Annotated in this window: 20 protein-coding genes; 9 read left to right on the forward strand and 11 right to left on the reverse strand. The window is 52.9% G+C overall.

The window, feature by feature from the left end; genetic code table 11:
* Positions 1–167: 167 nt before the first annotated feature.
* A complete protein-coding gene (locus FOA19_RS19900) occupies positions 168–1,376 on the forward strand; it encodes a pyridoxal phosphate-dependent aminotransferase (RefSeq protein WP_149093140.1) in 1,209 nt (402 codons plus the stop codon).
* Between the two features lie 107 nt (positions 1,377–1,483).
* Positions 1,484–2,515, forward strand: a complete 1,032-nt coding sequence (locus tag FOA19_RS19905) for a bifunctional heptose 7-phosphate kinase/heptose 1-phosphate adenyltransferase (RefSeq protein WP_149092590.1) — start codon at positions 1,484–1,486, stop codon at positions 2,513–2,515.
* A 411-nt stretch (positions 2,516–2,926) separates the two neighbouring features.
* On the opposite strand, the gene hemE is transcribed toward FOA19_RS19905, so the two are convergent.
* The 3 genes from hemE to FOA19_RS19920 all read right to left on the reverse strand — a co-directional run bounded on the left by hemE (position 2,927) and on the right by FOA19_RS19920 (position 5,283).
* The gene (gene hemE, locus FOA19_RS19910) at positions 2,927–3,958 is read right to left on the reverse strand and encodes a uroporphyrinogen decarboxylase (RefSeq protein ID WP_149092591.1); all 1,032 of its coding nucleotides are present in this window, start codon (positions 3,956–3,958) and stop codon (positions 2,927–2,929) included.
* A 153-nt stretch (positions 3,959–4,111) separates the two neighbouring features.
* The gene (locus FOA19_RS19915) at positions 4,112–4,729 is read right to left on the reverse strand and encodes a MarC family protein (protein WP_149092592.1); all 618 of its coding nucleotides are present in this window, start codon (positions 4,727–4,729) and stop codon (positions 4,112–4,114) included.
* Between the two features lie 89 nt (positions 4,730–4,818).
* Entirely contained in the window at positions 4,819–5,283 is a 465-nt protein-coding gene (locus tag FOA19_RS19920) for a hypothetical protein (RefSeq protein WP_149092593.1), read from the reverse strand.
* 304 nt (positions 5,284–5,587) lie between these two features.
* Here FOA19_RS19920 and FOA19_RS19925 point away from each other — a divergent pair, with 304 nt between their 5' ends.
* From FOA19_RS19925 to FOA19_RS19935, 3 genes are read left to right on the forward strand one after another with little or no spacing between them, the layout of a single operon-like run.
* Positions 5,588–6,715 carry a 5-(carboxyamino)imidazole ribonucleotide synthase gene (locus tag FOA19_RS19925; RefSeq protein WP_149092594.1) on the forward strand — a complete coding sequence of 376 codons (1,128 nt, stop codon included), beginning with the start codon at positions 5,588–5,590 and terminating at the stop codon, positions 6,713–6,715.
* Positions 6,712–7,239, forward strand: a complete 528-nt coding sequence (gene purE / locus FOA19_RS19930) for a 5-(carboxyamino)imidazole ribonucleotide mutase (protein WP_149092595.1) — start codon at positions 6,712–6,714, stop codon at positions 7,237–7,239. Before FOA19_RS19925 ends, purE begins: the two co-directional genes overlap by 4 nt.
* A gap of 3 nt (positions 7,240–7,242) precedes the next feature.
* A complete protein-coding gene (locus tag FOA19_RS19935; RefSeq protein ID WP_149092596.1) occupies positions 7,243–7,776 on the forward strand; it encodes a GNAT family N-acetyltransferase in 534 nt (177 codons plus the stop codon).
* Positions 7,777–7,837: 61 nt separating this feature from the next.
* On the opposite strand, the gene FOA19_RS19940 is transcribed toward FOA19_RS19935, so the two are convergent.
* Positions 7,838–8,185, reverse strand: a complete 348-nt coding sequence (locus FOA19_RS19940; RefSeq protein WP_149092597.1) for a transmembrane 220 family protein — start codon at positions 8,183–8,185, stop codon at positions 7,838–7,840.
* A gap of 125 nt (positions 8,186–8,310) precedes the next feature.
* Between FOA19_RS19940 and FOA19_RS19945 the strand changes: the two genes are divergently transcribed.
* The 3 genes from FOA19_RS19945 to FOA19_RS19955 all read left to right on the forward strand — a co-directional run bounded on the left by FOA19_RS19945 (position 8,311) and on the right by FOA19_RS19955 (position 10,820).
* Complete coding sequence (locus tag FOA19_RS19945) at positions 8,311–9,771, forward strand: PQQ-dependent sugar dehydrogenase (RefSeq protein ID WP_149092598.1); 1,461 nt, start codon at positions 8,311–8,313, stop codon at positions 9,769–9,771.
* Complete coding sequence (locus tag FOA19_RS19950) at positions 9,768–10,169, forward strand: c-type cytochrome (protein ID WP_223808992.1); 402 nt, start codon at positions 9,768–9,770, stop codon at positions 10,167–10,169. The genes FOA19_RS19945 and FOA19_RS19950 overlap by 4 nt, the downstream gene beginning before the upstream one ends.
* Positions 10,170–10,247: 78 nt before the next feature.
* Positions 10,248–10,820, forward strand: a complete 573-nt coding sequence (locus tag FOA19_RS19955) for a histidine phosphatase family protein (RefSeq protein ID WP_149092599.1) — start codon at positions 10,248–10,250, stop codon at positions 10,818–10,820.
* Positions 10,821–10,970: 150 nt separating this feature from the next.
* Here the strand turns inward: FOA19_RS19955 and FOA19_RS19960 are convergent, their stop codons facing one another.
* The 4 genes from FOA19_RS19960 to FOA19_RS19975 form a co-directional block, all read right to left on the reverse strand.
* A complete protein-coding gene (locus FOA19_RS19960; protein ID WP_149092600.1) occupies positions 10,971–11,591 on the reverse strand; it encodes a 3'-5' exonuclease in 621 nt (206 codons plus the stop codon).
* A 188-nt stretch (positions 11,592–11,779) separates the two neighbouring features.
* Positions 11,780–12,313, reverse strand: coding sequence for a hypothetical protein (locus FOA19_RS19965; protein ID WP_149092601.1), 534 nt, complete (start codon positions 12,311–12,313; stop codon positions 11,780–11,782).
* A gap of 194 nt (positions 12,314–12,507) precedes the next feature.
* Positions 12,508–14,448 carry a molecular chaperone DnaK gene (gene dnaK / locus FOA19_RS19970; protein ID WP_149092602.1) on the reverse strand — a complete coding sequence of 647 codons (1,941 nt, stop codon included), beginning with the start codon at positions 14,446–14,448 and terminating at the stop codon, positions 12,508–12,510.
* 425 nt (positions 14,449–14,873) lie between these two features.
* Complete coding sequence (locus FOA19_RS19975) at positions 14,874–15,485, reverse strand: pseudouridine synthase (protein ID WP_149092603.1); 612 nt, start codon at positions 15,483–15,485, stop codon at positions 14,874–14,876.
* 318 nt (positions 15,486–15,803) lie between these two features.
* Between FOA19_RS19975 and FOA19_RS19980 the strand changes: the two genes are divergently transcribed.
* Positions 15,804–16,022 carry a YajG family lipoprotein gene (locus FOA19_RS19980; RefSeq protein WP_149092604.1) on the forward strand — a complete coding sequence of 73 codons (219 nt, stop codon included), beginning with the start codon at positions 15,804–15,806 and terminating at the stop codon, positions 16,020–16,022.
* A 65-nt stretch (positions 16,023–16,087) separates the two neighbouring features.
* Here the strand turns inward: FOA19_RS19980 and FOA19_RS19985 are convergent, their stop codons facing one another.
* The 3 genes from FOA19_RS19985 to FOA19_RS19995 form a co-directional block, all read right to left on the reverse strand.
* The gene (locus FOA19_RS19985) at positions 16,088–18,175 is read right to left on the reverse strand and encodes a vWA domain-containing protein (RefSeq protein WP_149092605.1); all 2,088 of its coding nucleotides are present in this window, start codon (positions 18,173–18,175) and stop codon (positions 16,088–16,090) included.
* 535 nt (positions 18,176–18,710) lie between these two features.
* Entirely contained in the window at positions 18,711–19,457 is a 747-nt protein-coding gene (gene fabG / locus FOA19_RS19990) for a 3-oxoacyl-[acyl-carrier-protein] reductase (RefSeq protein ID WP_149092606.1), read from the reverse strand.
* 606 nt (positions 19,458–20,063) lie between these two features.
* Complete coding sequence (locus tag FOA19_RS19995; protein ID WP_149092607.1) at positions 20,064–20,795, reverse strand: tetratricopeptide repeat protein; 732 nt, start codon at positions 20,793–20,795, stop codon at positions 20,064–20,066.
* Between the last annotated feature and the right edge of the window lie 272 nt (positions 20,796–21,067).

Below are 21,067 nucleotides of genomic sequence, written 5' to 3' on the forward strand. Positions count from 1 at the left end.
CTTTCTCAGCCTGAAGCGCGTTTTAAAGAGATACATACGCCTGTTTCTTCCTTATTTCCAGTAAATGGCCCCTAAACCGTGAAAGATTAATTAAATATTCACGAATAAGCTATAAAAACAGCAAAAGGTCCTATTTTTGATCCCACACCTTTATGTCTTCACAAGAGATGCTTACTACCGAACAAAAAGTATTATCAGACCGCATTACCTCACTTGCCGAATCACAGACGATTGCCATGGCCAAAAAGGCCCGCGAACTGGCAGCCAAAGGCGTGGACGTAATCAACCTGAGCTTTGGGGAACCCGATTTCCAGACCCCTCAGTACATTAAAGACGCTGCCAAGAAAGCCATTGACGATGGCTATACCTTCTATACGCCCGTAGCCGGCTACCCAGACCTGCGCAAGGCCATTGTGGAGAAGCTGCGCCGCGACAACGGCCTGGAATATGGCCCAGAGAACATTGTGGTTTCCACGGGTGCCAAGCAGTCCATCGCCAATGCGGTGATGTGTTTGGTGAACCCCGGCGACGAGGTGATCATCATCTCTCCGTACTGGGTGAGCTACGAGGAAGTGGTGAAGCTGGCCGAGGGGATTCCCGTGCCGGTAAGAGGCGCCCTGGAAAACGACTACAAAATCACCGCCCAGCAGCTGGAAGACGCCATTACGGCCAATACCAAGCTGGTGATGTATTCTTCGCCCTGCAATCCAACCGGTTCTGTGTTCACCAAAGAAGAGCTGGCTTCGTTTGCCGCTATTCTGGAGAAACACCCGCAGGTGCACGTCATCGCCGATGAAATTTATGAGTACATCAACTTCACCGGTGAGCACTACAGCCTGGCCCGGTTTGAGACTATCAAAGACCGCGTGATCACCGTGAACGGCTTCTCCAAAGGCTACGCCATGACCGGCTGGCGCGTGGGCTACATAGCCGCTCACAAAGACATAGCCGATGCCTGCGACAAAATGCAGAGCCAGATCACCAGCGGAACCTGCTCCATTGCCCAGAAAGCGGCCCAAGGCGCGCTGGAAGGCGGAAGATCCTCTGCCGAGGAAATGAGCGCCTCTTACCTGCGTCGCCGCGACTTGGTGCTGGGGCTCATGAACGACATCCCTGGCTTTAAGACCTATGTGCCGCAGGGCGCTTTCTACATCTTCCCAGATGTGAGCGCTTTCTTCGGGAAATCTGCCGGCGACATCAAAATTGAGAACGCGAACGACCTGGCCATGTACCTGCTCAACGATGCCCACGTTTCCCTGGTGGAAGGTGGCGCTTTCGGGGCACCCGAGTGTATCCGTTTCTCTTTCGCCGCCTCAGACGCCAAATTGATTGAGGCCCTGGAGCGGATTAAGGCTAGTTTGGCGAAACTGAGCTAAAAACGAGTCTCGCATTTTCTTCTTACCTTTGCCCAGACATTGGATAACGCGCCTACAGCTAAGGTGGGTTATCCAATGTTTTGTTTCAACCCTATTTACATTTCTGAATGTCCATTCAGCGCACCGTATCCTCCCTTTTTGACCGTTTCAGCCAACTGCGGGTGTTAGTGGTAGGGGATGTGATGATTGACGCCTACCTCTGGGGAAAATCGTCCCGCCTGTCGCCCGAGGCGCCGGTTCCCATCGTGAACAGAACCAAGATAGAACAGCGCCTGGGCGGTGCCGCTAACGTGGCTTTGAACGTGCAGAGCCTGGGCGCCACGCCGCTGCTGTGCTCGGTGGTAGGCGATGACCCCGAAGGCGCCGACCTGATCCGCTTGCTGCGCGAGCAAGGCCAAACCGACGAGGGCATCATCCTGAGTTCTGAGCGGCCCACCACCGTGAAACAGCGCATCATCTCCGGCGGACAGCAGTTGCTGAGAATTGATTCAGAAGTAGAGATGGACCTCACCGCCACCGAGCGCCAAGCCCTGGTGCAACGGTTCCAAGGCCTGCTGGAGAATGCCCACGTGGTCATCTTCGAGGACTATGACAAAGGCGTGCTGAGTGCCGAGGTAATTGACGAGCTGCTCACGCTGGCCAAACAAGCCGGGGTGCCCACGGTGATTGACCCCAAGAAGAAGAACTTTTTGTCCTACAAAGGCAGCACGCTGTTCAAGCCCAACCTGAAAGAACTCAAAGAAGGCCTGAAAGTGGATTTCGCGGATGCGAACCTGGAGGCCTTTGAAGCGGCCGTAAACCAGTTGCAGAAAAAGCTGGACCTGGAGAATGTGCTGGTCACCCTCTCAGAACGCGGGGTCTTCTGCCAATCGGTGACCAATGGCAAAACCTACCTGGATGCCCATATCCGCTCCATTTCTGATGTGTCCGGCGCCGGCGATACGGTGGTAAGCATTGCCGCATTGAGCCTAGCCGCCGGCCTGCCGCTGCCTGCCTTGGCTGAACTGGCCAATCTAGGCGGAGGCTTGGTCTGCGAACACGTAGGCGTAGTACCCATCAACCGCGAACAGCTGAAATCAGAGGCCCAGAAGTCTCAAGTCCTGCAAAAGGTGCTGGCTGGTTTTGAAGTGACTACTTAACGAGTTTTGATTTAAGGTCTGTTTTCGAAAAATCAGCTTTGAAATAAAAGGCTAACTTGGTTTATTCTTTTGAAGCGAAGCAGCTTTTAAAATGCTGCTGGTGCAGCAGGCAAGTTGCAAACTTGCCATCATAGTAACCACAAGTTACGCTAGCGCTAAACTTGCGGTATGGTATAGGGAATTGAACAGATAATTAGAGTTTAGCCCCCACCCATTTTACTCACCTTTTACATGGTTCAAGTTTTCAACTTGGACCCAACATGAACTGAAGTTTGCAACTTCAGTGAGGCGAAAGCCTCAGAAACGACATGCGCGGTTTAAAAACTACTACTCCAAAATAGAAACGGCCTCCTGCTCATCTGAACAGGAGGCCGTTTTTATTTCTTTTTTTAAAAAAGGGGTAGAAATTACTTATCGGTGGCTGTACTCTTTCACCGTTTGGATAAAGCATTTTACCTTCTCGGGATCGGTGTCTGGGTATACGCCGTGGCCTAGGTTGGCGATGTGGCGGTTCGGGCCGAAGGTTTCCAGCATCTTAATGGTTTCGCGCTTCACGCCGGCAAAGTCATTGTAGAGGGCGCAAGGATCCAGGTTGCCTTGCAGGGTTTTGTTCGGTCCCACGGCAGCACGGGCATTGTTCACGTCCATGTTCCAATCCAGGCCAATTACCTGGCAGTCCAACTGGGAGAAATCCGCGAGGGAGAAGAAGGCGCCTTTCGCGAACACCGTTACCGGAACCCCTTGAATGGCCTGGCAGATCTCCGCGATGTAGCGGTACGAGAATTCCTTGTAATGCGCCGGAGGCAGAATGCCCGCCCAGGAATCAAATACCTGCATCAGGTTGGCGCCGGCCTCTACCTGAGCCTTGAGGTACGCAATGGTGGTATCGGTAATCTTGCGGAGCAATTTGTGCGATAGCTCTGGCGCCTCGTAGAGCATCTTGCGGGCCTTAGAGAACGTTTTAGAGCCGCTGCCTTCCACCATGTACGCGAAAATAGTCCAGGGAGCACCCGCAAACCCGATGAGCGGCACGCGGCCGTTCAGTTCGCGCTTGGTCACTTTGATGGCCTCCAGCACGTAGTTCAGGTGCTCGTAAGGGTCGGCTACGCGCACATTTTCAATATCAGCGGCGGTTTTAATGGTATTGGGGAAAATAGGCCCGCGCTTCTCAATCATCTCGTAGGTGCAGCCCATAGCCTCGGGCACCACCAGAATGTCAGAGAAGATGATGGCGGCATCCACGTCCAGCAGATCCACCGGCTGAATAGTCACCTCGGCGGCCAATTCAGGGGTTTCCACCAGTTCCTTGAAACCGGAGAGGCGTTCGCGCACAGCGCGGTATTCGGGTAAAATACGCCCAGCCTGACGCATGAGCCATACGGGAGTTCTTTCAGTAGGCTGCCCCATGGCGGCACGCAGGAGCAAGTCGTTCTTTAATTGCATGCCGCAAAGATAAGGCAAAACAATGAGTCCTGAGTTCTGAGTTCTGAGTCTTGCGTCAGAAAAATGGGACGTGTAGGTTTCTGGCGATGGCTGTTTGGAAGCTGATTTTGGGAAAGCAGGCCCAAAACAACAAGTGCCTTTTTATAAAACGTGCTATTTAAAAAGCGCCAGCAGAGCGGTAACAATGAAACTCACACCCAAAGACAGTACAATAAAGCCCATAATTTTGGTGAGGGCAGCCAGGCCGGCTTTGCCCAAGAAGATCATAAGGCGGGGCGAGAAGAGCAGGATGATGTAGCTCACCATCCCCAGCAGTATGATGCCCACTACGGTGAGGCACATGTCCAGAAATGTGAGTGACTTGGTGAAAAGGCTGATGACCACGGCAATGGACCCCGGGCCTGAGAGTAAGGGCATGGCCAGCGGGGTGAAGGAAATGTCTTCTTTCTCCACACCTTCGGCTACCACGTCTTTGGAGATCTTCTTGCCTTCTTCGGCTTTAGGGTTGAGCAGGTCCAGGCCCGCCCGCATGATCATGATACCACCCGCAATGCGCAGATCATGAATCCTGAGGCCAAAAAAATCCAGCACGGCCTGCCCGGCCAGGAAGAACACCGTCAGGATCATGATCATATACACACAGGCCCTGAAGGCCTGCTGGTTCCGGCGGGTGGGGGAGTCGTCGTGGGTGAGCGTGAGGAACACCGGCATGGCGCTAAACGGATTCACCACCGAGAACAAAGCCGAGAAAGTTGCGAGTAAAATTTCCATTGCGCCCAATAATACGCAAAATCAGGAAATTACCTACTACAGCCAAATTGCAGGCAGGAGCGCCAGGCCCCTGCCGCAAAAGGCACTCTTTAGGCAAAAAGCCGCTGCCAGATGCCGGTTTGTTTGGATTTGGCCGGGGAGGAAAGGCGTTTCTGCTGCGCCAACTGCAGGCGCAGGATGGCTTTCACCAATGAGGCGTGCGCCTGCCCATCTCGGCCCAAAACGCCAATAACACCTGGTTGCCAATAGTCAAGGATTTTCTGGCCGTCTATAGATGAGGTAAGCACAAAAAGGTGCGTGCGGTCCAGGTGGGCCGTCAGGGATTTCAGCAAGCGGGTGTCAGGCTCATAGCCTAATGCGGCTTTGCCCCCCAGCACAATGATTTCGCGGGTAGAGTTGCGTCCAATGCCAAACTGGGTTTCAAACACCTCATAACTGAGGGCCTGTACCTCTACGCGTTGGGCGTATAAATTTTGCTTATTCAAAGCTTGGACGAGTGCACCAGCCAACGTCTGGTCATCTTCCAGGAGTAATAACCTGTAGGAAGTATTCATGATTGGGTTTAGATAATTCTATTTTAATCTAAGCAAATGGGGTTTTGCTCATTTTAAATATTATATAATGATAATTTTTGAACGGTATCTTCTACTTTCTTTCAAAGATATTCTTTTTTCCAGAAATTTTTATGCTGTACTCACCTTATAGATTAAATAAAGATATCCTGAAAGAAAATATTCCTCTGGCTGCCTTAAAACTTGTAGCTTAACCGCATAAGCCTGAGATTTGGGTTTCCGGTAGATGGCCTGACTGTCTGCTAGAAACCCATATTCCTTTTACTTGTGACTTTCCGGTTTTAAGATGAACAATGTTAGATTAGGTATTCTGGGCGGCGGGCAACTGGGCCGTATGCTGCTGCAGGCCGGTTTGGATTTCAACCTCTACACCCTGGTGCTGGACCCAGACGAATACGCGCCATGCCGCCATCTCTGCGAGGAGTTTGTGCACGGTGATTTCAAGGACTACGAGACGGTGTATGCCTTCGGGAAGCGCTGCACGCACGTAACCATAGAAATTGAGCACGTGAACGTAGATGCTCTTTTTGCTTTGGAGAAGGAAGGTGTGCAGGTGTATCCCAAGCCTGCCTCGCTTAGAACCATCCAGGACAAAGGCCTGCAGAAAGAATTTTTCAAACAGAACAGCATTCCTACCTCAGATTTCAGGTTGCTACAGGATGCCGCTGAACTAGAGACGAACCTTGATTTTCTGCCTGCTTTTCAGAAACTGCGCCGAGGCGGCTATGACGGCAACGGGGTCACGCGCCTTTCCTCAGAGAACGATCTGGCCAAAGCTTTCCAGGCCCCCACTGTGCTGGAGAAACTGGTGGAGTTTGAGACCGAGATATCGGTGATCTGTGCCCGTAACGTGCAGGGCGAGGTGAAGGCCTTCCCGGTGGTGGAGCAAGTCATGCACCCAGAGCACAACTTGGTGGATTACCTGTTGGCGCCGGCCCAGATTGCGTACAAACTGCAGCGCATGGCCATTGAAATCGCTACCCACGTGACCACTGCGCTGGACATAGTGGGACTTTTGGCGGTGGAGATGTTTGTGACCCGCGATGGGCAGATTCTGGTGAACGAGGTAGCCCCGCGTCCGCACAACAGCGGCCATCATACCATGAAAGCCAACGCCACCTCGCAGTTTGAACAGCACCTGCGCGCCATCCTGGGTTTACCTTTGGGCGACACCGAGCCACACTGCCCGGCGGTGCTGGTGAATCTGCTAGGCGAAGCGGGCTATTCGGGCGAGGCCGTTTACCAAGGGCTTGATGAAACATTGCAGGAACCCGGCGTGCATATTCACCTGTACGGGAAGAAGTTTACCCGGCCTTTCCGGAAAATGGGCCATTTAACGGTGCTGGCCCCTACCATTGCAGAAGTAAAACAGAAAGCAGATACCCTTAAAAACCGACTAAAGATTATTGCATGAGCCAAACTCCTGATAAAAACACGCCGCTGGTAGGTATTATCATGGGCAGCCAGTCAGACCTGAAGGTCATGTCTGGCGCCGCCGATATCCTGGAACAATTGAACATTCCCTTTGAAGTAACCATCGTATCGGCGCACCGCACGCCGCACCGCATGCTGGAGTACGCCGAGGGGGCCCGCAAGAGAGGCCTCAAAACCATTATCGCCGGGGCTGGCGGAGCCGCCCATTTGCCGGGGATGGTGGCGGCCCTCACCACGTTGCCCGTAATTGGCGTGCCGGTGAAGTCCAGCAACTCCATTGACGGCTGGGACTCTATCCTTTCTATCCTGCAAATGCCTTCCGGGGTGCCCGTGGCTACCGTGGCTCTGAACGGCGCTACCAACGCCGGTTTGCTGGCCGCTCAGATTTTGGGCAGCACCAATGCCGTGGTGGCCGATGCCCTGGAGAAACACCGTACCGTGCAGCATGACAAAGTGATGCGCTCCGTGGAGCAACTGCGCCGCGGCGACATAGAAATGGATTAGTCCTTGCTCACGCTGAAAGCCATATCAACCACTGCCACGCCCGGGTTCTCCCAGGCGTGGCAGTGGTATGAAGAGGCCTTCCCACCGGAAGAGCGGCGCACCCTGGAGCAGCAGACCCAGCTTTTCACAGATTCGGCCTACCGGTTTCTTGCCATCATGGACCAAGAGGAATTCGCTGGGTTCTTTGGGATTTGGCAGTTATCAGGATTCACTTTTCTGGAGCATTTTGCCGTGGTGCCCTCACATAGGGGGAAAGGAACAGGCTCAAAAGCTTTGGCGATTTTACTCGAAACCATTCCGCCGCCTGTGTTACTGGAAGTAGAGCCTCCACACTCTGAAATCGCCCAGCGCCGCATCCGATTCTATGAGCGGTTGGGCTTCCTTCTGAATGATTTTGAGTACCGGCAACCGCCGTACGTTGCCGGAATGCATTGGGTGCCTTTATTGCTCATGTCGTATCCCTCTGCCTTGGACCCTTCTGAACTTGAAAAGGTGAAAGGACAGCTGTACAATTTCGTCTACCAGCAGGCCGTTTAGAGGGTCGTTTCTGAAAAAGAGGCTTAAATTGTTTTTCCTGCTTTTTGCCGGTGAGAGGTTTCTAGGCCCTAAATCTCCACTCCAAGATATAGCAATACACCATGACCAGGGCGCAGATCGTGAGTCCCAGTGATTCCCGAGCTTCCTCAATGGCGGGAGAGCGGCTCATGTCAAAAAAGATGCCCTGGTACACCGGCGGCCAAAGCAGGAAAGCGGCAATGGCATACCCCAGAAAAGCCAACGCATACACCCACCTGAACAGCTTTCGCTTGTACGCCAGAAAGCAAAGTACCGCCGCCGACAGATAAACCGGAACCCAAATAACCGGATCAGGGTCGTTCAACTGCAAAAAGGCAAACAGAACGAACATCAGCATAAACATAAGCAGAAGCAATACCCGAAATTTCATAGGAGTTTAAGAATAGCTTTTTTCTATATTCTTCGCTAATGTAAAATTTTCTAAACAAGGTGCAATAGCAACTGTTTTACTTACTTAAAAGTATCATACGTAGAACTCTTTCCTGTTGCATGCCTATGAAAATACTTATCCGCTTTATCATAGTTTCTTTTGCGCCGCTGCTGTTATCCGGATGCTATAAAATCAAGGGTCATTATGGTGGCCCCAAGAGCTTTGAACCGCAGACCCGCGCCCTGCAACCCACCGATGTGGCCTTGCCCGCCGGATACACCATTGAACCAGTGAACTCGGGCTTGAACTATCCCACCGGCATCACCTTTGACGAGCAGGGCACGCCCTACATCACCGAGGCCGGGTACGCCTATGGCGAGATCTGGCTCCCTCCCAAACTACTGCGCCTCAACCCCGATGGAACCTCCACCCAGGTAGCTGTCGGCGACAAAAATGGTCCCTGGACTGGCGCCGCTTACCACGATGGCTTTTTCTATGTCTCTGAGGGCGGGGAACTGGAAGGTGGCCGTATCCTCAAGATTTCCAAAGCCGGGCAGATCACGCGCCTGGTAGAGAACCTGCCCAGCATGGGCGATCACCATACCGATGCCCCGGTCATCGGTCAGGACGGGTACCTGTACTTCGGGCAGGGGACGGCCACCAACTCTGCCATTGTGGGCACCGATAACTACCATTATGGCTGGCTCAAACGCAACCCCACGTTCCATGACATCCCCTGCCAAGATATCGTCCTGACGGGCCAGAACTTCACTACCTACAACCCCTTGACCGAGGATGACAAGGACGAAGTCACCACGGGCGCTTACCTGCCCTTCGGGACCCCCAGCACGCCTAACCAGACCGTCAAAGGGACTATTCCTTGTTCTGGGGCGGTCTTTAGGGTCTCTCTGCAGGGCGGACCTTTGGAGTTGGTGGCTTGGGGATTACGGAACCCGTACGGACTGGCCTTCGCACAGAACGGCCAACTCTACGTCACCGACAACGGCTACGATACCCGCGGCAGCAGGCCCGGTTACGGCGCTGGCGATGTGCTCTGGGCCGTGCAGCCGGGCAAGTGGTACGGCTGGCCAGATTTCGCGAACGGTCAGCCCATGGCCTCGGATGACTACAAGACCCCACATGATGATCCTAAATTCCTGCTGGCCAAGCACCCGGGCACGCCGCCAAAACCGGCTGCCATCCTGGGGGTGCATTCCTCTTCCAATGGCCTGGACTTCTCCCGCAACGCCGGCTTCGGCCACGTGGGGGAGGCGTTTATTGCCCAGTTTGGTGATATGACCCCAGAAGTAGGCCACACCTACGGGCCGGTGGGTTTCAAGGTGGTGCGCGTGAATCCCGCAAACGGCGTGGTGGAGGATTTCGCCACCAATAAAACCAAGATCAACGGACCCGCCTCCATCCTGAAGAACGGGGGGCTGGAAAGACCCATCGCCGTGAAGTTCAACCCCGCCGGAACCGCGCTCTATGTGGTAGATTTCGGGATTATGCCGATGACCGAGCAAGGACCCGCCCCCAAGCAGAAGACCGGGGTGGTTTGGAGAATCACTAAAACCGGAGCCAGATGAAAAAGCTATTCAATACATACAACCTTAGGTGGATGCTGTTAATGGTTCTGCCGATGCTTTTGCTCTACAGTTGCGGTACGGCCCGGCGCAGTGAGCCCATCCTGGGTCCTTTGGCCCTGCAAACGCAGCAACTGGAGAACGGCCGCGTGGTCTTCATGCAGAACTGCCAGCGTTGTCACCCCTTGGGAGAAGCTGGATTAGGCCCGTCACTGAATAACATTCCGTTGCCGGGCGTTGCCCTGCGGTTCAGGGTCCGCAGCAAAGCTTTTTTCCTGGGAATCGGGCGGATGCCTTCCTTCAAGAAGCACGAAATCTCCCGCGAGCAGATGGATGAACTGGTGGTCTACATGAAAGCCCTCAGAAGACATAAAACCAATGATGCGGTAGCTTCCCAATAGTTTCTCTTTTATACCCGTTTTCAAAAAGCACGTGAAAAGGACAATACCCATTTCACGTGCTTTTTACATAGTAAAAAGATGAACTTCAATGCCCAGCATATCTACCTCATCCGGCATGCCCGCCCCTTGATCAGCCGGAAAGGCTTCTTCAGTAAGGCGCAGGCCCAGCAATACATCACGGATTATAACCAGGCGGAAGTGGAGAAGATCATCCAGCGAAGCGAGCACTTGCCACTGGACCGGATAAAGCGGGTATTCTGCAGTACCTTGCCCCGCGCCAAAGCCACTGCGCTCATGTTGTTTGGGCCCGAGGTGGAACTGATAGAAGACGCTACTTTCAAGGAGTTCGAGAGCCGGATCTGGGGCCTGCCGTTGGGTAAGTTTCCTTTGAAATGGTGGCAGGTGACCTCCCGTATCCTGTGGCTGTTGGGTTTGAACCAGAAAGATATTGAAAGCTTCAAACAGGCCAAAATGCGGGCTGCCCAGGCCGCGGATCATCTGGTACGGGAAGCAGAATCTAATGGGATAGCCGTTCTAGTAGCCCATGGTTTCCTGAATGAATTCATCAAAAGAGCCCTGAAGAAGCGAGGCTGGAAAGTCTCTCTGGACGGAGGCCGAGGCTACGTAGGCGTGACGCGGTTGGAAAAATAATCGAACCGTATTATAGTCGATTCAAGGAAATCAGCTTAAAAACGAAATAAAACAATAGCTAGAATCCGGAACGGAATACGTTAGGCGGCTTTTATTTTGCAGCTGTGCATAAAAGTCACTTTCCTCTCCAAAAGTAAATCAGTTCTCTTCTTAAAAAGGAAAAGCTCTCTTAGGCTTCGGGGTCTTCTTTACCGATGATGCTTTGTAGCCGCCTTCAAACAACTGCCCAAAATTGATCTTCAGTTTCTCAGGAAAGTCGTCTAAACAGCTGCAGTTGGTATGAGCCAAGGCCCTCAAGGTTAGTTCGGCGCAGGCGTAGGAATCTGCGGCTGCCCGGTGGTGCTTGAATTGGATGCCGTGGCGGTTGCAGAGTGATTTCAAATCATACTGCGGCAGGCCTTGCCAGACCTGTTTGGAGAACTGCACGCTGCAGGCGTAGTTCAGTTCCGGAAAAGGCAAGCCGTAGGTGTTCAATGTGGCCCTGAGCACGCTCATGTCAAAGCTGGCGTTATGGGCAATAATCAGTTGGTTCTGGAGCATGGGCCGAAGTTCCTGCCACACCTGGTCAAAAGTGGGGCTGTGCTGTACATCCTTCGGCTTGATGCCATGGATGGCGATGTTCCAGCTGTTGAAGTACGGATAAGAATTCGGTTTGATGAGCCAAGCCAGCGTATCTGCGATCTGCCCGTTCCGCACAAACGTTAAGCCAATCTCACAGGGGCTATCGCGCTCTGCAGTGGCCGTTTCAAAATCCAGGGTAATAAAATCCATGAGGGTACTCCTTTAAGCTCCAGAAGGCACAAAGGTACGAAGCTTTGCAAGCATTGCCTCCTGTATGAGGTTGGAGGAAAGAAATACAGGCCGAAAAAGCTAATCATGCCTACCTGCTTATAAATGCAGAAAGGAAGAAGCCAAAGCCTCTTCCTTTCTGCAGGATTACGTGTAACCGTTATTAAAAATTACCGACGGGGGAACAGGATGTCTAGAATGTCACGAGTGACGGTGCCAGGCCGGCGTCTATCCTCTTCTCTCCAATCATATTCTGCATCATAGGCCCGGTCACCGTGTAAAATGAAGGCGCCGGGTTCCAGTCTTACGCCATACAGATTACGGCAATCGGTGGGCGGGGGCTGATGTCCCGGAGGTCGGTTAGGGTACCAGATGCGGCATTCGCCGGGCGGCGGGTAATGTCCTTTGGGCACGCCACGGAGTTCCCTAGGGCCTGCCGTTCCCCTAGGGGGTAAAATCACCCGGCCAATAATGTCGCCTAAGGTTCCATTCCCCTGGGGCCTGGTTCTGTCATCCCGGTCTTCGCGCCACTCCTGGTCTTTGTAGTCCTTGTCTTTCTTATCCTTGTGTTCTTTGTACTCTTTCTCTTTGTACTCCTTGCCCTCTTTGTGCTTTTTATCCTTCTCTTGGGCAGAGGCCGCCGGCGAGGCAAGAAGGGCAAGAACGCCTACAAACAGGAAGGCGATGAAGTTGGCTTTTAGCATAGGGCAGGGTTTAATGGGTGAAAAGATACTACGTAGATTTTAGGCAAAGTTCATACCACACTTGAAAAGGGCCACTTCTCAGAAGTACTTTATACCTTCTCTTTAGGGTAGATACGCCCTGTAACTGGCTGTAATACAAACAAAAAAGCCCTACCGCAAAGCGATAGGGCTTTTTCAACTAAACCTAATTATTGTTACTTAACTTCTTCGTAGTCTACGTCGGTTACGTTATCTGCGCTGGCAGACTGCGTGGCACCGCCTTGTCCGTCAGAACCTGGCTGTTGTGCTCCACCGAAACCTCCGTCAGCACCTGGCTGTCCGGCTCCGCCAGTGGCGGCGTACATCTCCTGAGAGGCCGCCTGCCAGGCATTGTTGATGCTTTCCATGGCGCTGTCAATCGCGGTCAGGTCTTTCGACTCATGCGCTTTCTTCAGATCAGCCAGGGCACCCTCGATGGCAGTTCTGTTTCCGGCAGAAAGTTTCTCGCCGTACTCTTTCAATTGCTTCTCAGTCTGGAAGATCATAGAGTCAGCCTGGTTCACTTTCTCTACTTGCTCTTTGGCAATACGGTCAGCCTCGGCGTTGGCCTCAGCCTCTTTGCGCATGCGCTCGATTTCCTGCTCAGACAGACCAGAAGAAGCCTCGATTCTGATTTTCTGCTCTTTACCAGTTCCTTTGTCTTTGGCAGACACGTGCAGAATACCGTTGGCGTCAATATCAAAGGTTACTTCGATTTGAGGAACGCCGCGTGGTGCTGGTGGAATGTCTGACAAGTGGAAACGACCGATGGTGCGGTTGTCGCGGGCCATTGGGCGCTCACCCTGCAACACGTGGATTTCCACGCTTGGCTGGTTGTCAGAAGCAGTTGAGAAGGTCTCGGACTTCTTGGTTGGGATAGTAGTGTTAGACTCAATCAATTTGGTCATCACACCACCCATGGTCTCGATACCCAATGAAAGCGGCGTTACGTCAAGCAACAACACGTCTTTCACCTCACCGGTCAATACACCACCCTGGATAGCGGCGCCAATCGCTACTACCTCATCTGGGTTCACACCCTTAGATGGCTTCTTACCGAAGAATTTCTCTACTTCCTCCTGGATTCTTGGGATACGGGTAGAACCACCCACCAAGATTACTTCGTCAATGTCAGATGGCTGCAAGCCAGCGTCTTGTAACGCCTTGCGAACCGGCTCCATAGAACGACGTACCAGGTCATCGGCTAACTGCTCAAATTTAGCACGAGACAGTCTGCGCACCAAGTGCTTAGGACCAGTCTGCGTAGCCGTGATGTAGGGCAGGTTGATTTCGGTTTCAGAAGAAGAGGAAAGCTCGATTTTTGCTTTCTCAGCCGCTTCTTTCAAACGCTGCAGCGCCATTGGATCTGTGCGCAGGTCCATGTTCTCTTCGGCTCTGAACTCATCGGCTAACCAAGCAATGATTACTTGGTCGAAGTCGTCACCACCCAGGTGGGTATCACCGTTGGTAGATAATACTTCAAACACACCGTCGCCCAGTTCCAGGACAGAGATATCGAAGGTACCACCACCTAAGTCGTATACCGCGATTTTCTGATCGGCGTGTTTTTTATCCAGGCCATACGCCAACGCAGCGGCAGTAGGCTCGTTGATGATACGTTTTACATCCAAACCGGCAATCTGTCCGGCTTCTTTCGTCGCCTGACGTTGTGCGTCGTTGAAGTAAGCAGGAACTGTGATCACTGCCTCGGTTACAGTTGTACCCAGGTAGTCTTCAGCAGTTTGCTTCATTTTTTGCAAAACCATGGCAGAAATCTCCTGCGGCGTGAACTGGCGGTCGCCAATTTGCACACGCACGGTGTTGTTGCTGCCAGACTGCACGTTGTAAGAAACGTGGCTGGTTTCGTCTTTTACTTCTGAGAAGCCGCGACCCATGAAACGCTTGATGGACGCGATGGTATTTTGTGGGTTAGTGATAGCTTGACGCTTGGCAGGATCACCTACTTTACGCTCACCGTTCCCGTTGTCCAGGAATGCCACGATGGACGGAGTAGTCCGGCGGCCTTCGCTGTTCGGAATCACCACTGGTTCGTTACCCTCCATTACCGCAACGCAAGAGTTGGTAGTTCCTAAGTCAATGCCTATGATTTTTCCCATTGTCTATAGTTTTATTTTAGTAGTTCCTGATTTCCTTATTAACTCGTTTGGTCTCTTATTAACAAGACATGTGCCAAGGCCATAATTCTGCCTTTTTGTGACACAATGTCATTTGTGCCAAAAGACAATAAAAAAGCTATACGAAGTTTCGGCAGAAGGTGACAGGCCAAGCGGCGCTTTTGGCTTGTTTTTCAGAGAAGGAGGCCAAAACGTGGCGGCGTTACATCGTAATGCCGTGGAGCTACGCAGCGATTCCGGCGCCTTCCAGGAGAATCACCTTTGCCAAGGGAATCTGACTATTTCCCCGGAAGAACAGCCTTCTAGGGGTTAGAGGGGATTGGTTCTTGGACACACGGCGTTACAGGGTAACGCCGCTACGGATCTGTTCTGAGCCTGTTTTCTGTAAAACAAGCTCAGAACAGATATTACTTTTTCTTATTCTTATAAGGTCTTACAAACGTATTCACCGGCTTAGCCAACCCTTTCAGAAGCTTTACTTCCTCAAAGGTCAACGTCCGGTACTCACCCGGCTGCAAATCCCCTAACTGCAACGGCCCGATGGCCACCCGTACCAACCGGAGCGTTGGATATCCCACGGCCGCGGTCATTTTGCGCACCTGCCGGTTCATACCCTGGCTGATTTTAATCTCAACCCAGGTAGTGGGAATATTGGCCCGGAACCGGATGGGCTTGGAACGCTCCCAGAAGGTAACGTCTTCCAGTAGTTTAGCCTTGGCGGGCGAAGTTTTCTTCCCTTGGAGGAGCACGCCTTTTTCCAATTGGTCCAGCGCCTCATCGGTAGGCACGCCTTCCACCTGCACCCAGTAGGTTTTCTCTACTTTGAATTTGGGATCTGAGAGGCGGTGCTGCAGTTGCTTGTCATCGGTGAGCAGCACCAAGCCTTCGCTGTCATAGTCCAGCCGCCCTACGGGGTACACGTTGGGTACCGTCACATAGTCTTTTAGGGTGGCGCGGTTGTTCTCATCGGTGAACTGGGTGAGAACTTCAAAGGGCTTGTTGAGGAGAAGGTACTGCAAAACGGTAGCGGTTGTATGTCAGGCAAAAGTACGGCTTTGATTCTGTTTAGGGCGTGTTTTTCTCAGATCAGGCCTAAACTGCCGTTACCTGTGATAAAGGAAACCGGAAGTCATTTTCCCTTTCATGTTTTCTTAACAACGGCAAAAAAGACGTAAAATCGATTTGGAGCCAATTCTTGAAAAACAGGCCAAAATCGCCTTTGCTACTTACCTTGAAAGAATCCGTATAGGGAATTGGGAAAAGAAAGATCCCGGCGGCTTTGTGGCGTTCTCGCACGGCAAGGCCTTATACTATACACTGTACCAAAACCTGAAACTATGAAAAAGTGCCTGATCCTTTGCGCCGCCATCCCTATGTTCTTCTTGGCGAGCTGTAATTCCACCACCAAGCCCAAAGAGGGTGATGTTGAACCCACTGCCACCGAGGAAAGAGACCCCACCGTGAGGGCGCAGGACTTTGAAACCGGGGCCGCCGATAACCGCGCCGACACCATTGCGCCTGCAGTTGATTCAAGCGGGACTACCACCGGACAATAATGAATAAAACAAAAAGGCTGCTTTGGAAAGCAGCCTTTTTGTTTTAAGATGAGGTAATTCCAATTTTATAAACTGCCGTAGAAACGCCGCAGCGCCCACTCAGCACACGCTAAACCTAGTAATAGGAAGTAAAACCAGGGTTGTTCCAGCAGGTCTTTTTCTTCCTCGTGGCTGCGCAGAATGGTTTTGAAGTTGGCTTTGATCAGGTCTTGCTCCAGTTGGGCAAGTTGAGCAGGATAGTACAGGCGAGTCTCCGACCGCTCCGCGATCTGGCTCAGCAAACTATGGTCGGCCACGGCCAGGAGCGACTCCAGGTTCTGTTCCTGCACCACAAACTCGCCGGCGTCTGTGTAGTTCTGGTTTTCTACCCTCGCAGACGCGGTGTAGCGGTACACACCCACGGGTAGGTTGCCCAAGCGCAGCCCTTCGCCGCCCTGCTCATGCCTAAAACGATGCCGGGTCTGTTTGCCACCCTCGTGGGTGAGCGTGAGTGAGATGTCCTGCCCGAAGATTTCCTCCTGCACCGCATTGAACACATCGGCCTGGAGCGTCACACCTTCCGATGCCTCAAACTCGTCTTTGACCGGGTACACGTGCAGGCGCTTCTGGTTCCGGCGGTTGGCCAGCAGCTGTACCAGGTGCGTCATGAGCTCGTCGTAGATCTGGGAAGAACCGTGGTCCACAGACTCGGTGAGGCGCCATTGCCAACTGCCATCGGTGAGAAGCACCGCGGATGGGGTAGGAGCGGCGGGTTTGTAGACCAGAAGCGGTTTGGTGGTTCTTACGGCGCCTACCTGTTGCTGCAGGATGACCTCGGCGGCCGGCGCAATCCGCCAATCACCGAAGGTGACAGGTGTGGGCGGCCAGGCTTTGATACGGGACTGGGCAGTGGGTTCGGCGGAGAACCGCTGGAAAGCGGCATTGAGCAAGGGCTGCACCTCGTCAAACTGCGGCGACGGCCGGTTGATCTGCACGCCAGCCTGAAGGGAGTTGAACGCGTTGAAATCGGTCTGGGCGCCCAGGATGTAGAACGTGGGCACACGGGCGGTCCTTAATCGGCGGAGCCAATCTGTACCCACCCCAGTGGCATTAGGGATCTGGTGGAGGATGGCCGCATCATAAGGCGTCTTAAACGAGGGGTTCTGGAAAGGCCCCAGTACTACCTCCACATCCAGCAATTGGTTTGTGCGCAATGCGCTTCGCAGGGCTTTGATATCGGGGTGGGGGGCAGCAGCGGCCACCAGCACCTTCAGTTTGCCTTTGATCACCTCCAGGTACGCGTGCCGGCTGTTGTTGATGTTCGTGAACTCGCCGGTGAGGGGCTGCACCTGCACCTGAAAGTGCTTTTTACCCGGCTGGGCGGCGGTCACCTGGAACGAGGTCTGTACCGTGCCGCCGCGGGGCAGGGAAACCGTTTTACGCTGCACGGTTTTCCCGTTTTCCTGCAGCAGGACCGTGGCAGTGGTGCCGTTGAAGCCGTTATGCCGCACGCGCGCCACCACTGGGAAAGATGTGCCTGTGTAGTTGATTTTGTTGTATTGCACTTCCTCCAGCACCACATCGCGCTTGGCCACGGTATCGCCTAAGGCCAGGGGGTAAATGGGCGCATTGTATAGCTGGAAAGTAGGAGTGGGACCTTGGTTATGAATGCCGTCAGAGATGAGCACGGTGGCTGCCAGGTTCTGGTTCCGAAGGGCCCGGTCGCCTTTTTCCACCAGGGCGTGCAGGTTGGTCACCGGCGCTTTGAGCGGGGTTTGGGCAAAAGAATTAACCACCGTATCACCTTCCTGCATGGACTGTTTTACTACTTCCAGCCCACTTTTCTGCAGCCTATCGGCTAGGGCATCCAAGCCCTGCAGGGTGCGGCCCAACTCGGCCTTGGAGGTGAACAGTCCCACCGATTGGGAGTTGTCCAGTGCCAGCACCACTTTGGGTTTTACTTCCTCCTGCCTGATGCGGCGGGTATACGGCTCCAGCAGCAGAAAACACACCAGCGCCACCAGCAGCGCCCGCAGCGAAGCCAGGAGCAAGCGCAAGCCCATGGGCCAGGGACCGCCCCGGCGGTACATGAACCAGGAAACACCTAGCCCTGCCGCCAGGCAAAGCAATGCATACCAAGGAGAATAAGCAGTGTGAATTTGGAGTGATTGCACAAACGGTGAGTTAGGTCACAGGATCAAGGAGCAAGATAAAACATGTTCAACAGAAGACATACATCTTTTCTTCTGAACTGCCCAGAAGTCTAAGTTATTGCCTGTAACGGGGTTTAAGGCTCGTTTTTCTGAAAACAGGCGAAAAATTATAACGAGTTACCATAGGGGTAAGCCTGCCGTTGCTTTCTCTATACCTGATTGTTGCCTGATTGTTGTGCCTTCTCACTTGTTACATAAACCGTCTTCTGGTGAATGTTGGTGCTTTGTTCGGCTTGCAGGTCTGTAGTTCTAAGCGTGCTGCTAAAAGGAACCCACCCCTACCCCTCCGAGGAGGGGAATCTTCATTGTCGCCGTTATTGGTGTTTCGCTCTCGTAGTTTGCCGTTGTTGGTGTTCTCACTAACAACCAGATTAGCGTTGGAAACATAGAAGGGCAACCACAAGGGATGATCATACAAAAAAAGCCGATGTAGGTCTGCACCCACATCGGCTTTGAAATGATATCAGCAATTGACAATTAGCAATTAGCAATCAAATTAGGTCAGCATGCCGCCGTCTACCTGCAGGGTTTGGCCGGTTACGTAGGCAGACAGGTCAGAGGCCAGGAACACGGCCGCGTTGGCCACATCCTCGGGGGCACCGCCGCGTTTCAGCGGAATGGCCTTGCGCCACTCGGCTACCACGTTGGCATCCAGTTCGTCGGTCATATCGGTTTCAATGAAGCCCGGCGCGATGGCGTTGCTGCGGATGTTACGGGAACCTAACTCTAAGGCCACTGATTTGGTGAACCCGATGATACCCGCTTTGGAAGCGGCGTAGTTGGCCTGTCCGGCGTTGCCTTTGATACCCACCACCGAGGTCATGTTGATGATGGAACCGCTTTTGGCGCGCATCATGTGCTTGGTGGCCGCTTTGGTCAGGTTGAAGACCGATTTGAGGTTGGTGTTGATCACCGCATCCCACTGGTCTTCGCTCATGCGCATAAGCAAACCGTCTTTGGTGATACCGGCGTTGTTCACCAACACGTCCAGTTTCCCGAAGTCCTTCACCACAGCTTCCACCAGTTGCTCGGCCTGGGTAAAGTCAGAGGCATCTGAGCGGTAGCCCTTGGCCTGGATGCCGTACTCGGCTAATTCCTGCTCCAGGGCCTGTCCCTTCTCCACGCTGGAGAGATAGGTAAACGCCACATTGGCACCCATTTCGGCATATTTTTTTGCAATGGCCCGGCCTATGCCCTTAGAGGCGCCGGTCACTAAGGCAATTTTTCCTTCCAGTAATTTCATAGTGCTTCTTTAAAGGGCCGTCCCCAAAAAGGAGAAGGTCCCCGGTTCTCAGCACCAAATATACTAATTGCCGACGGGAGCCAAAGGAACACCCCAAGGTTTTCAGCGCCAATTGCCGTTTATGACCTGATTTTATGAAAAGGGAGGTAAAACGAAGGAAAGGGAAAATGATCAGGCGGATTAAGCCAAAGGCAGATTGTCCCCCTTTGAAGGCCTAGGATGACCACTCGCGCAGAAATTTTGTAGGGGCAATCCCTTGTGGTTGCCCTAGCGCCGGCTACCGCAATACAGGTCGTTGGTGATAACACCAACAACGGCGACTGCGGCAAAAGTGCAGATTCCCCTCCTCGGAGGGGTAGGGGTGGGTTCCTTCTGGTGGGAAGCTTACTTCTACAGCATCAGCAAAGCCGGTCTGAGGCTGACGCCTCACTGAAGTTGCAAACTTCAGTTCATTGTAGGTCCAAGTTGAAAACTTGAACCAGAGAGATTACAGCCATAAACATCGCAAAATAAATAGACCTTACCTTCCAAGGCAATGGAATGCATGCCCAGCAAAGACTTGGGATAGCAAACTAGCTTGCCATTTGAGAGTAGACCTGAAGAAACTTACTTGCAGAAGCGATTGAGGAGGTTGCCGGCTTCGGGGGAGCCTAGTTCAAAGGCTCTTTGCCAGTCTGAGCAGGCGGCGCGGCGGTTTTTCTGGGTGTGTTTGAGAACGCCTCGGTTATAGAAGGCCTGCACCATGTTTGCGTCCAGGGAAATGGCTTTGTCATAGTCTTCCAGGGCCAGGTTGTACTGTTTCTGGCGCATCCGCACGTTGGCCCGGTTAAGGTAGGCCACGGCGTAATCTCCCTGCAAGAGAATGGCCTGGCTGAAATCCTGCACCGCGCCTTTGGTGTCTTTGAGCCGGGCCCGGTTTAAGCCGCGGTTGTTATAGGCTTTGGCGTAGTTGGGCTGGTGCGTGATGGCTTGGTTGTAGTCTTCAATGGCTTGTTTGTACTGGCCCCGGTTCTGCCTGATGTCGCCCCGGAACTTGAAAGACTCGGCATCAGTGGGCACCAGCAGAATGGCCTGGGAGAAGTCGGCGAGGGCGCCGTCAAAATCATCCATCTCGTATTTGGCCACACCGCGCAAGCGGTACAGGCTCCCGTCATCGGGCTTCTTGGCGATGGCGGCATCGTATTCCCGCACGGCCCCAATGTAATCGTCTTTGCTGGCGCGTTCCAGCCCCTCGCGGTAATGGGTTTTGGCGGTTTTGCAGCTGCTTGCGGCCAACACTAGCAAGAGGCAGAACAGGTAAATACGGGTAAATGGGCGGGCAGAAAGGGTCAGTTGCATAGTGTTGTGTTACTCCTGCTACATACTGATTTTTGCGAATATAGTTTTAGCTAAATATTCCTGAAGATGATCTAAAACAGGAAAGTAGGAAGCACGTGGGTTGTCACCTTAAAACTCAGATAATTGTATTTTCTTGCATTCGCCTGGAAATGAGCTGGCAAAGCCTAAAGAAGAAGATATAGGCTTTTGAGTCTTGGAGAGGTAGCCATGGTTTTAACCCATTTTGGAGAAAATGGCCTATAAATCAAGTGAGCGGGTAATCCATTGTCCAG

The organism is Rufibacter hautae (genome assembly GCF_008271695.1).
In the GTDB taxonomy this organism is placed as follows: domain Bacteria; phylum Bacteroidota; class Bacteroidia; order Cytophagales; family Hymenobacteraceae; genus Nibribacter; species Nibribacter hautae.

What these genes read in the sequence shown, in the direction of transcription:
- FOA19_RS19980 (WP_149092604.1), top strand. Translation starts at nt 15,804, where the DNA reads ATGAAAAAGTGCCTGATCCTTTGCGCCGCCATCCCTATGTTCTTCTTG.
- FOA19_RS19995 (WP_149092607.1), bottom strand. Translation starts at nt 20,795, where the DNA reads ATGCAACTGACCCTTTCTGCCCGCCCATTTACCCGTATTTACCTGTTC.
- FOA19_RS19965 (WP_149092601.1), bottom strand. Translation starts at nt 12,313, where the DNA reads ATGCTAAAAGCCAACTTCATCGCCTTCCTGTTTGTAGGCGTTCTTGCC.
- FOA19_RS19950 (WP_223808992.1), top strand. Translation starts at nt 9,768, where the DNA reads ATGAAAAAGCTATTCAATACATACAACCTTAGGTGGATGCTGTTAATG.
- hemE (WP_149092591.1), bottom strand. Translation starts at nt 3,958, where the DNA reads ATGCAATTAAAGAACGACTTGCTCCTGCGTGCCGCCATGGGGCAGCCT.
- FOA19_RS19955 (WP_149092599.1), top strand. Translation starts at nt 10,248, where the DNA reads ATGAACTTCAATGCCCAGCATATCTACCTCATCCGGCATGCCCGCCCC.
- purE (WP_149092595.1), top strand. Translation starts at nt 6,712, where the DNA reads ATGAGCCAAACTCCTGATAAAAACACGCCGCTGGTAGGTATTATCATG.
- FOA19_RS19925 (WP_149092594.1), top strand. Translation starts at nt 5,588, where the DNA reads ATGAACAATGTTAGATTAGGTATTCTGGGCGGCGGGCAACTGGGCCGT.
- dnaK (WP_149092602.1), bottom strand. Translation starts at nt 14,448, where the DNA reads ATGGGAAAAATCATAGGCATTGACTTAGGAACTACCAACTCTTGCGTT.
- FOA19_RS19960 (WP_149092600.1), bottom strand. Translation starts at nt 11,591, where the DNA reads ATGGATTTTATTACCCTGGATTTTGAAACGGCCACTGCAGAGCGCGAT.
- FOA19_RS19945 (WP_149092598.1), top strand. Translation starts at nt 8,311, where the DNA reads ATGAAAATACTTATCCGCTTTATCATAGTTTCTTTTGCGCCGCTGCTG.
- FOA19_RS19900 (WP_149093140.1), top strand. Translation starts at nt 168, where the DNA reads ATGCTTACTACCGAACAAAAAGTATTATCAGACCGCATTACCTCACTT.
- FOA19_RS19920 (WP_149092593.1), bottom strand. Translation starts at nt 5,283, where the DNA reads ATGAATACTTCCTACAGGTTATTACTCCTGGAAGATGACCAGACGTTG.
- FOA19_RS19940 (WP_149092597.1), bottom strand. Translation starts at nt 8,185, where the DNA reads ATGAAATTTCGGGTATTGCTTCTGCTTATGTTTATGCTGATGTTCGTT.
- FOA19_RS19905 (WP_149092590.1), top strand. Translation starts at nt 1,484, where the DNA reads ATGTCCATTCAGCGCACCGTATCCTCCCTTTTTGACCGTTTCAGCCAA.
- FOA19_RS19915 (WP_149092592.1), bottom strand. Translation starts at nt 4,729, where the DNA reads ATGGAAATTTTACTCGCAACTTTCTCGGCTTTGTTCTCGGTGGTGAAT.
- fabG (WP_149092606.1), bottom strand. Translation starts at nt 19,457, where the DNA reads ATGAAATTACTGGAAGGAAAAATTGCCTTAGTGACCGGCGCCTCTAAG.